Annotated in this window: 8 protein-coding genes and 1 tRNA gene; 5 read left to right on the top strand and 4 right to left on the bottom strand. The window is 76.3% G+C overall.

Annotated elements, in window-relative coordinates:
• Positions 1 to 8: 8 nt before the first annotated feature.
• Positions 9 to 512, top strand: a complete 504-nt coding sequence (gene tadA / locus ACIQOV_RS12110) for a tRNA adenosine(34) deaminase TadA (RefSeq protein WP_401047779.1) — start codon at positions 9 to 11, stop codon at positions 510 to 512.
• A gap of 81 nt (positions 513 to 593) precedes the next feature.
• Positions 594 to 680, top strand: a tRNA-Ser gene (locus ACIQOV_RS12115).
• 75 nt (positions 681 to 755) lie between these two features.
• On the opposite strand, the gene ACIQOV_RS12120 is transcribed toward ACIQOV_RS12115, so the two are convergent.
• The 3 genes from ACIQOV_RS12120 to ACIQOV_RS12130 all read right to left on the bottom strand — a co-directional run bounded on the left by ACIQOV_RS12120 (position 756) and on the right by ACIQOV_RS12130 (position 3,299).
• Entirely contained in the window at positions 756 to 1,430 is a 675-nt protein-coding gene (locus tag ACIQOV_RS12120) for a Crp/Fnr family transcriptional regulator (protein WP_030288117.1), read from the bottom strand.
• A 322-nt stretch (positions 1,431 to 1,752) separates the two neighbouring features.
• Positions 1,753 to 2,370 carry an RraA family protein gene (locus ACIQOV_RS12125; RefSeq protein ID WP_401047766.1) on the bottom strand — a complete coding sequence of 206 codons (618 nt, stop codon included), beginning with the start codon at positions 2,368 to 2,370 and terminating at the stop codon, positions 1,753 to 1,755.
• A 140-nt stretch (positions 2,371 to 2,510) separates the two neighbouring features.
• A complete protein-coding gene (locus ACIQOV_RS12130; RefSeq protein WP_401047769.1) occupies positions 2,511 to 3,299 on the bottom strand; it encodes an alpha/beta fold hydrolase in 789 nt (262 codons plus the stop codon).
• Positions 3,300 to 3,463: 164 nt separating this feature from the next.
• On the opposite strand from ACIQOV_RS12130, the gene ACIQOV_RS12135 reads away from it, so the two are divergent.
• The 3 genes from ACIQOV_RS12135 (at position 3,464) to ACIQOV_RS12145 (ending at position 7,188) form a co-directional block, all read left to right on the top strand.
• Positions 3,464 to 5,218 carry an FUSC family protein gene (locus ACIQOV_RS12135; protein WP_401047771.1) on the top strand — a complete coding sequence of 585 codons (1,755 nt, stop codon included), beginning with the start codon at positions 3,464 to 3,466 and terminating at the stop codon, positions 5,216 to 5,218.
• Positions 5,219 to 5,260: 42 nt separating this feature from the next.
• Positions 5,261 to 5,761, top strand: coding sequence for a MarR family transcriptional regulator (locus ACIQOV_RS12140; protein WP_359901973.1), 501 nt, complete (start codon positions 5,261 to 5,263; stop codon positions 5,759 to 5,761).
• A 140-nt stretch (positions 5,762 to 5,901) separates the two neighbouring features.
• Entirely contained in the window at positions 5,902 to 7,188 is a 1,287-nt protein-coding gene (locus tag ACIQOV_RS12145) for a sensor histidine kinase (protein ID WP_401047774.1), read from the top strand.
• Positions 7,189 to 7,202: 14 nt separating this feature from the next.
• Here the strand turns inward: ACIQOV_RS12145 and ACIQOV_RS12150 are convergent, their stop codons facing one another.
• Positions 7,203 to 9,731 (bottom strand): ABC transporter permease, encoded by a 2,529-nt coding sequence (locus tag ACIQOV_RS12150; protein WP_401047776.1) that lies wholly within the window; start codon positions 9,729 to 9,731, stop codon positions 7,203 to 7,205.
• Between the last annotated feature and the right edge of the window lie 286 nt (positions 9,732 to 10,017).

The following is a 10,017-nucleotide window of genomic DNA, read 5'->3' on the forward strand; positions in this document are numbered from 1 at the left end:
AGCTCGCGATGCTGGACGTGCACGCCGGCGCCAGCCCGCTGGAGGACCTCCAGCCGGTCCGCGACCGCTGGGCGGCGCCGATGCGCCTGGCCATGGCCGAGGCCGCGCTGGCGCCGGCCACCGGGGACGTGCCGGTCGGGGCGCTCGTCCTGGACCCGGACGGCGAGGTGATCGGACGCGGCCACAACGAGCGCGAGGCGGTCGGCGACCCGACCGCGCACGCCGAGGTGGTCGCGATCCGGCAGGCGGCCGAGAAGACCGGGGAATGGCGGCTGAGCGGCTGCACACTGGTCGTCACCCTGGAGCCGTGCACCATGTGCGCGGGCGCCATCGTGCTGTCCCGGATCGACCGGGTGGTCTACGGCGCCCTCGACGAGAAGGCCGGCGCGGCCGGCTCGCTCTTCGACGTGATGCGCGACCGCCGGCTCAACCACCGCCCCGAGGTGATCCGGGGCGTCCTCGCCGACGAGTGCGGCGAACAGCTGCGCGCCTTCTTCGACACCCACCGCTGAGAGCCCGCCGCCGAGAGCCCGCCGACCGCCGTGGCGATACGGATTTCGTGACTGCGCCACCCCTCCGGTAGAGTTCCTCTCGGTAGCGTGTCCGAGCGGCCAAAGGAGCACGCCTCGAAAGCGTGTGTGGGGGCAACTCCACCGTGGGTTCGAATCCCACCGCTACCGCTCGAAAGCCCGAGGGCCCGTCCGATCCGGACGGGCCCCTCCGCGTTCGCGGGCGTCAGCGGCGTTTCGCCGGCGTCAGCGCGAGCGGCGCGACAGCCGCTCGACGTCCAGCAGCACCACCGCGCGGGCCTCCAGCTTCAGCCAGCCGCGGCCGGCGAAGTCGGCGAGCGCCTTGTTGACCGTCTCGCGGGAGGCGCCGACCAGCTGGGCCAGCTCCTCCTGGGTGAGGTCGTGGGCGACGTGGATGCCCTCCTCGGACTGCACGCCGAACCGGCGGGAGAGGTCCAGCAGGGCCTTGGCGACGCGGCCGGGCACGTCGGAGAAGACCAGGTCGGACATCACGTCGTTGGTGCGGCGCAGGCGGCGGGCGATGGCCCGCAGCAGCGCGATGGAGACCTCGGGGCGGGCGTGCAGCCAGGGCTGGAGGTCGCCGTGGCCGAGGCCCAGCAGCTTGACCTCGGTCAGCGCGCTGGCGGTCGCGGTGCGCGGGCCCGGGTCGAACAGCGACAGCTCGCCGATCATCTCGCTGGGGCCGAGCACGGCCAGCATGTTCTCGCGGCCGTCCGGCGAGGCGCGGTGCAGCTTGACCTTGCCCTCCGCCACGACGTACAGCCGGTCGCCCGGGTCGCCCTCGTGGAACAGCGACTCCCCACGGGCGAGGGTGACCTCGGTCATGGAAGCGCGCAGCTCGCCGGCCTGTTCGTCGTCGAGTGCCGCGAAGAGTGCGGCGCGCCGCAGAACGTCGTCCACGTGCTTCCTCCTTCTCGGCCGTACGGCGGGTGGGCCGTCCGGCGCAAGTTCCGTTCAGTGTTCTGCATCACCAAGCATGGCGCATGTCGCTCCGATCATATGAGGAGGGGGTGTGCCGAGGTGCGCCGTGCGGGGCCATTCGTACCGGTGGATCACCGGCCGGACCCGGTGACGGGAGCCCGGGGGAGGCCGCCGGTCGAACCTTTGTCCATCCGATTCGAACAGGGAAGCGGGCCCCGCCGTGCGGGCGTGTCCCGCCGCCGGTCCGCCCGGCGACGAGCGCCGGGCGGACCGGGGGGCGGACCGTACCGGAGCCGGGTGATCAGCCGGTGAAGCCCAGCTCGGCGAGGGCCCGGTCGATCCGGGCGCGGTGCGCGGCCTCCCAGTCGTCCAGGGTCTCGGCCGCCTCCTTGGCCAGCCTCGCCCGGGCCGCCTCCAGGACCCGCGCCCGCTCGGCGGCGGGCACCACCACGACACCCTCCTCGTCGGCCACCACGGTGTCGCCGGCCGCCACCGACACCCCGCCGCAGGTCACCGGGGCGCCGTGGGTGCCCAGCCGCTCCTTCGCCCCGGGGATCGGGATCACCCCGCGGGCGAAGACCGGGAAGGCCAGCTCCCGCACCTCGGCGAGGTCCCGGATCAGGCCGTCGGCCACGAAGGCCGCCACGCCCCGGCGCTGCGCCACCGCGCAGACGTTGCCGCCGGCCAGCGCGTGGTCCAGGTCGCCGGACTCCACCACGATCACCGAGCCGGGCCCGGCCCGGTGGATCGCCGCGTGCAGCATCAGGTTGTCGCCGGGCGGGCACCGCACGGTGAAGGCCGGTCCGGCCACCCGGGGCATGCCCGTCCACAGCGGTCGCAGGCCGGCGTCCATGACCTGGGCGCGGCCCAGGACGTCGGCCAGGGTGGTGGTGGGGATGTCCTTGAAGTCCTCGTCCATGCTTCCTCGTCCGTCGTTGGTCGTCCGTCGTTGGTCGTCCGTCGTTGGTCGTCCGTCGGTGATTGTCCGTCGTTGGTCGTGCGCCGGTGACGCGACTCCGGTGATCGCCGGAAGACTGGACGGTGCCCCCGGGCCGCGCGTCAGGCGTAGAACTTCAGCAGTTCCGGCGCCAGCACCTCGGCGGACACCTCGTGGGTCTGGCCGTCCAGCGTCCGGTACTCGGCGTCCGGCACGGCCGCCGCCACCGCGCGGGCCGGGGCCCGCAGCGTCTCCGGGCTGGCGCCGCCGTCCAGGACCAGGGTCGGCACGGCGATCGTGGCCAGCAGGTCGACCGGGACGACCGCGCCGGTCCGGTCGCCGAGCGCCGCCGCGTCGTACGCCAGGGTCGGTGCGACCGCCTCGAACAGCGGCCACACCGGCGCGCCGCGCATCCCGTCCACCATCTCCGCCGGCGTCCCGGCGTAGACCATGAGGGCCGCGACCGCGTCCCCGCGGCGCCCCTCGGCGAGCGCCGCCGTCAGCTCGGCGACGTACTGGCGGAAGCGCTCGCTCTGCGCCTCCCCGGTGCTGAACGGCGGCTCGTAGACGGCGAGTCGGGTGATGCCGGTGCCCGCGGCGGCGGCCCGCAGCGCGAGTGCGGCGCCGGAGGAGTGGGCGAGGACGTGGGCCGAGCCGCCCGCCGCCGCGATGACGGCGGCCAGGTCCTCGATCTCGCGCTCCACCGCGAAGGGCGGGGTGTCCCCGCTGTCGCCGCGACCGCGCCGGTCGTAGGTCCACACGGTGTGCCGCGCCGCCAGCTGTTCGGCGATCGAGGCGCTCGGCCCCATGCCGCGGTGGCACAGTGCGCCGTCGACCAGGACGACGGCGGGGCCGGAGCCGGTGACGGAGAAGGCGAGGACGGTGCCGTCGGTGGAGACCACGGTGCTCATGGGTGTTCCTTGCTGTCGTACGAGTCGGTCGTGGAGGTAGACCGGGGTTCGCCGCAGAACTCATCGCTCCGGCCGAAATTTTCTTCCGGAGCTTCCGGAGCCCTGTGGCGGGGTGTCCGAGCGGCTATATGTTTCACGGGTAAATTACCTGCTAACCTTTTTGTATGGTCACAACCGCCCAGTTCCGCCAGGCACTTCGGGTCGGTCCGGCCGGGGACGGCTGGCACAAGCCCGCGCTCAGCGCCGTGGTCACCCTCGGCGCGCTCAACCTCACCCTGCTCGGCCTCGGCCGACTCGACCTCGCCCTCTACACCTCGGCCGGCGGCCTGGGCGCGCTGTACGGGCACGGCCTGCCCTACCGGGCCCGGGCCCGGACGCTGGCCGGCGTGCTGCTCGGCACCGTGCTCAGCACCGGCGCCGCCCTCACCGCCGCCGCACTGACCCGCGACGCCGCCGTCCTGGTCGCGGTGGCGGCGGTGCTCGCCGCCCTGCACAAGCTGCTCTGCGACGCCGCCCGGATCGGCCCGCCCGGCAGTCTGATCATCACTTTCACCTCCGCCAGCTGCGCCTTCCTCCCGCAACGGCTCGCCGAGGTCCCGCCGCACCTGGCGCTCACCGCGCTCGGCGCCGCGCTGGCCTGGCTGGTCTGCATGGCCCCGGCCCTGGTGCGCCCGTACGGGCCCGAGCGGATCGCCACCGCCCGCGCCCTGGAGGCCGCCGCCCGGCTGCTGCGGCCCGGGCCCGGCCGGCCGGAGCCGGACGCCGCCGCCCGAACCGCCCTGGTCGGCGCGGTCGAGGCGGCCTGGCAGAGCCTCGCGCTCTCCACCCCGTCCCGGCGGCGCGCCCTCGGCGACGCGCCCGAGCGGCTGCTGGTGCGCGCGGAGGCCGCACTGGCCGGACCGGCCCGGCCCGCCGACGCCGCGCGGTACCTCGACCTGGCCCGCGACCTGCGGCGCGGCCGCCCGCTGCCGACGCTCGACCTCACCGAGGCGGAGGCGGCCGAGCCTTCCGTCCGCCGTCCCGGCCCCCGACCGCCGCTCCGGCGGGCGCTGCGGCCCGGCTCGGCGCTGCTGCCGATCGCGCTGCGGGTCGCCGTCGGCTGCGCCGGTGCCGGGTGGATCTCGCTGGCGCTCGGCGTCGGCCGGCCGTACTGGGCGGTGGTCACCGCGGCCTCGGTGTTCCAGGCCAACAGCACGCTGTCCTGGCAGCGCGCGCTGCAGCGGGTGCTGGGCAACCTGCTCGGCCTGCTGCTGTTCACCGCCGCGCTGCCCGTCGCGCACACCGGCCCGGTGGCGCTGATCGGACTCGGGCTGGTCTGCCAGTTCGGGGCGGAGGCGACGATCGCCCGCAGCTACTGGCTGGCGACGGTCTTCGTGACCCCGATGGCGCTGCTGATGACGGAGTTCGCGGGCCCGCAGCCGGCCGGGGCGCTGATCGCCGACCGCTGGCTGGACACCTGCGTCGGGGCGCTCGCCGGCCTCGCGGCCTGCCTGCTGGTCACCAACCGCCGCACCGCCGCCCGGCTGACCCGCGCGCTCGCCGGAGCGGAGGCGGCCGGCCACCGCGCGTCGGCCGCCGTCCGCGCCGCCTCGCCCGCCCCGCCCGTCGCGCCCGCCTCGTCCGTCCCGGGCGTCCGGGCCGTCGCGGCCGGGAGCACCCCGGACGCCCTCGCCGCCCGTACCGGCCTCGCCGCGGCCCTGCTGGAGCTGCGCGAGGCCACCGACACCGCCGCCGGCGAGTGGCGCCGACCCGCCCTCCCGCACCAGCGCGCCACCGCCACCGAGCAGCAGGCCCACCACCTGCTGGCCGCGCTGCTGGAACACCGCGGCCGCGACGGCCTGTCCGATCCCGGCCCGGCCCTGCCGGACACGGCCCGGGCCGCGACGGGCACGGCCGGGGCCGCGACGGGCACGCCCTAGGATCGAAGCCGAACGGCAGGCCGCAGAACGGGAGCAGCACACGTGGAGGACGTCGTCGCAGGTGTGCTGCGCCAGTGGGAGCGGGCCTACCCGGGGCTGGACACCGGTCCGATCGCCGTCCTCGGCCGGATCAACCGCTGCGCCGCGCTGCTCCAGCAGACCCCCGACCCGCTCACCCGGGCCGGCCTCACCCGCGCCGAGTTCGACATCCTCGGCGCCCTGCTCCGCCTCGACCGCGAGCTGACCCCCACCCAGCTGGCCCGGGAGAGCTTCGCCTCCGGGGCCGCCGTCACCAAGCGCCTGCGGCTGCTGGAGGAGCGCGGCCTGGTCAGCCGCCGCACCGACGACCGGGACCGCCGGGTCGCCCACCTCGCGCTCACCGAGGAGGGCCGGACGCTGGTGGACGGTCTGATCCAGGAGCTCGTCGCCTACGACCGCGCCCTGCTGGCCGGACTCACCCCCGCCGAGCAGGACCGGCTCGCCGAGGCCCTCAGCGGCCTGCTGAACAGCCTTGAGGGGACGATCGGCCGCACCCCGGCCTGAGCCGGCGAACCGTGGTGGAGCGTCAACGGTGGTGCTCCGGCGGGAAACTATGCTCGTGGTGCGGGCGTACGGGGGCGCCGGGTGCGCGGCGGGCTCCCGCTGGGCGCGCGGTGTGTCGAGCCGTCTACCGGGAGTTCCCCTTGGGCCACAGCGCGGACCGAACCGACGCCGATCGCTGCCGTCCGAAGCACCCCGGCGGCTTCGGGCGCTTCGGTGGCTCCGGCGGCTCCGGTGACCCGCTCGCGCGGCTCACCCGGGGCATCGTGGTCATGGTCGCCGTCGGCTTCTGCGCCGCCTCGGTGGTGGCCACGGTCCGCAACCACGACGGCCTGGCCTACCAACTGCCCGCCGTCGCGCTGCTGCTGGTCCTGCTCGGCCTGCAGATCGGGCACGCCGGTCCGTGGCGTCTGGCGCGGCGCTGGTGGCCGTGGAGCCTGGTCGTCCACGGGGTGCTCACCTACCTGCCGTTCCTGTTCTTCGACGGGGCGTGGGTCGGCATCCCCGGGTCGTTCGCCGGTTCGGTGCTGCTGACCGTCGCGTTGCCGCGTTCCTGGATGCTGTTCGTCGCACTGGTGGCCGCCCAGTACCCGCTCTGCGCGGCACTGGGCGGGAACCCCGGCCAGTGCGTCAATGCGTCGGTGTCCACCGCCGTGGGCGGCATCGTGGTCTACGGGGTGGCCCGACTCGCCGACCTGACAGCCGAGTTGAGGGCGGCCCGGACCGAGCTGGCCGAACTCGCGGTGGACCGGGAACGGCTGCGTTTCGCGCGCGACCTGCACGACCTGCTCGGCTCCAGCCTCTCGGTGGCGGCGCTGAAGTGCCAGCTCGCCGAACGGCTGGCCGCGGACGAGCCGGAACGCGCCCGCGCGGAGATCTCCGAGGTGCTGGCACTGGTGCGGCAGGCGATGGCGGACACCCGCCGGCTCCCCAGCGGCGACCTCGGGATGTCCCTGGCGCGGGAGGCGCGTTCGGCGGTCTCGGTGCTGCGGGCGGCCGGGATCGGGGTCGAGGCCGAACTGGACTGCGAGGGGCTGCGGCCCGAACTCGACGCGGTGCTGGCCACCGTGCTGCGCGAGGCGGTCACCAACCTGCTGCGGCACAGCGCGGCCCGGCGCTGCGGGATCCGGGCCGGCCGGGACGGGCTCGGCACGGTGCGCCTGGTGGTCTCCAACGACGGCGTGCCGCGCGAACCGGGCGGCGCTCCGGGTGAGCCGGGCGGTGCTCCGGCAGGCGAGCCGGGCGGCGCTCCGCGCGAGGAGGGCGGCGGGCCCGGGTCGGAGGGCGGCGGCCACGGCATCGGGAACCTCACCGAGCGGCTGCGGGCCGTCGGCGGCCGGCTGACCGCCGAGCGGGACGGAGCGGGCTGGTTCCACCTCACGGCCGTCGTCGAGGCCGCGCCCGCCCGGGAGGCCGCCCGCGCCGCCTGACCGGGCCCGCGCCGCTACTCGCGCATCCCCATCGTCTCGACCGGCTTCCGGCGCAGCGCCAGCCGGGTGGTCAGCAGGACGGTGCCCATCCCCAGCAGCGCCGCCCCGCCCAGCACCGCGGCCACCCAACTCACGGGCGGCGCGGGCCAGGCCGTCCCGGTGAGCGCCAGGCTGACCGGGACCAGGACGGCGGCGGTGACCGCCGCACCGAGGGCGAGAGCCACCGCGACCGTGATCCCGCCCTCCCAGGCCGCCATCCGCAGCACCTGCGGCCGCGTGGTGCCCACCAGCCGCAGCAGCGCGAACTCGCGTCGCCGCTCGCCGGTGGCCATCACCAGGGTGTTGACCACGGCGATCGCGGTGAACAGGCCGATCATGCCGAGCAACAGCCGTCCGACCGCGGTGGCGGACTCCTGCCGCTGTCTGCGGGCCGCGTCGTACTCGGCCCGGTCGCCGACCCGGGCCATCGGGTAGGCCGCGGTGAGGTCGTGGAGTTCCCGGCCGACCTGCCGGGGGTCGGTTCCGGGGGCGGTACGGACCAGGACGGTCGGCGTGAGCGGGTCCGGGGCATGGGCGGCGGCGAAGGGGGCGGGCAGCAGGGCGTCCGCGAACCGCGCGTCGCGGTCGTACACGGCGGCCACTGTCGCGGTGCCGCCGGTGCCGTCCGGCCATGCGATCCGGACGGTGCTGCCGACGCCGGCCTTGAGCGCGGCGGCCGTCCGCTGCCCCAGCGCGATGTCCGCGTCGCGCAGCCCGTCCAACGAGCCGGCCGTCACCCCCGGGTCGACCAGCTCCGCGAGCCCCCGCGGCTCGACGATCCGGGCGTTCAGCCCGTACTGGTCGACGTCCCCGACGGAGGCTCGGACGGTCGTGGAGACCGTGCCGTCGGCCGCCGCGACGCCCGGCAACCGCCGTACCGCGGCGGTGAATTCCGGCGGCAGGCCGATCCCGACGGCCTGGACCACGTGGTCGGCCAGCAGCCGTCGGCCGTCCTCGGCCGCGGTGGCCCGGGCCTTGACCACTGGGACGAACAGCACCGTGCCCGTGAAGGCCACCGCCAGCACCAGCGGGGTGACGGCGGCGGCGAAGCGGCGCGGCTGGGCCCGCAGCGCGGCCGAGGCGAGGAAGCCGGCCGCCGGGAAGAGCCGGCCCACCGGCCCGCCGATCGCCACGCTCGCGACCCGGCCGATCAGCGGTCCGAGCAGGGCCACCCCGAGCAGCAGCACCAGCACCATGCTCTCGGCCGTCCCCGCCCCGCGGTGGCCGTCGGTCGAGTTGGCCAGCACCGTGCCGGACCCGGCGAGCGTCACGAGCCCGAGCCCGGTCCGGATCCGGCCGATGCCGGGCGGTGGCGCCGAGGCGTCGCGCAGCGCCCGGGTGGGCTCGACCCGGGAGGCCCGGCGCGCGGCGGCCGCGACGGCCAGTTGCGCGGTGACGACGACGCCGCCGAGGACGATCAGCGGGGCGGTCGGCCCGATGTGCAGCGGCACGTCCGAGCCGACCACCCCGCGGTCGACCAGTTCGCCCCGCAGCAGCGCGGCGAGGCCGGTCCCGGCGGGGAGGCCGACGACCGCGGCCGCGAGGGTCAGCACCAGCGTCTCCAGGGCGATCATCCGCCGCACCTGTCCGGTGGTGGCGCCGACCGCCCGCAGCAGGGCCATCTCGCGCAGCCGCTGCTGGACGGAGAGCGCGAGCGCCCCCGCGACCACGAAGGCCGCGACGAACAGCGACAGCACGCCCGTCGTCCCGGCCAGCGAGGAGAGGCCGTCGCCGGGCCCGGGAGCGCCGGAGAACTCCAGCTCGCCCCGCTCGTCGCCGGTGTGCACCCGGGGCCCGGACCAGTCCGGCACGCCGGCGCGGTCCCGTGCCGCGGCGAGTACCCGCCGGGCCTGCTCGGCCGGTGCCCGCAGGTCGGCCCCCTCCCGCACGGTGAGCCCGATCGCGTCCGCGCCGGCCGCCGTCCCGGCGAGCTCGGCGGCCTGCCCGGGGCTGAGGAAGAGCGCGCTCTGACGGGCCAACTCCTGTGGTGGCGCGGCGAGTCCGGCCACGGTGTAGCCGCGCGGCGCCTCGGTGGTGGCCAGCCGTACGGTGCCGCCGACCGTGACCCCGGCGCGGGCGGCCGTCGCGGTGTCGAGGACCACCTCGTCCGGCCCGGTCGGGGCGCGGCCGGCGGTCAGCCGGAACGGGGTGAGGGCGGCGCTCGTCCAGGAGTGCCCGAGCGAGGGGCCGCCCTGCGGTCCGGTGAGGACCTGCCCGGAGGCGGTGACCACGGCCGCCGGGAAGGAGACCTCCGGGACGGCGGCCGTGACGCCGGGCAGCCGGGCGAGTTCCGCGGTCAGCGGGCCGGCGTCCGGGATGCGGGTGCCGTCGCCGACCATCACCGGGGCCCCGGCCCAGCGCTCGGTGGGGGTGCCCGCGCGCAGGGCGGACTCCATCAGGACCCCGCAGGCGACGGTCAGGACCAGGGCGCAGACGAGCGCGGTGAAGGCGCCGGCGAAGCCCGCCTTCCGGGCCCGCACCGTTCGCCAGGCCAGCTTCAACACGCGGCTCGACCCCCCGGTGGTTCGCCCTCGATGACATCGCGAGCGTAGTTCCGGGGGCATCGGCCGGATTTCGGTTCGTCAACGAAGGGAGGCCTCGTTGAGGCGTCCTGTGGGCCGTCCACGGGCGGATCCATGCGAAACGCACGGTCCGTCGAACCGGCGGGGCCGTACTGCCCGGGTGTTGGGGTGCCGGTCGCCGAAGCGCGTAGCGCGTAGCGTGAGGCGTGAGGCGTGGGGCGTGGGGCGTGGGGCGTGGGGCGTGGGGCGTGGGGCGTGGGGCGTGGGG

Origin of the sequence: Kitasatospora sp. NPDC091257 (genome assembly GCF_044757675.1) — a bacterium.
Taxonomy (GTDB): Bacteria; Actinomycetota; Actinomycetes; order Streptomycetales; family Streptomycetaceae; genus Kitasatospora; species Kitasatospora lactacystinica.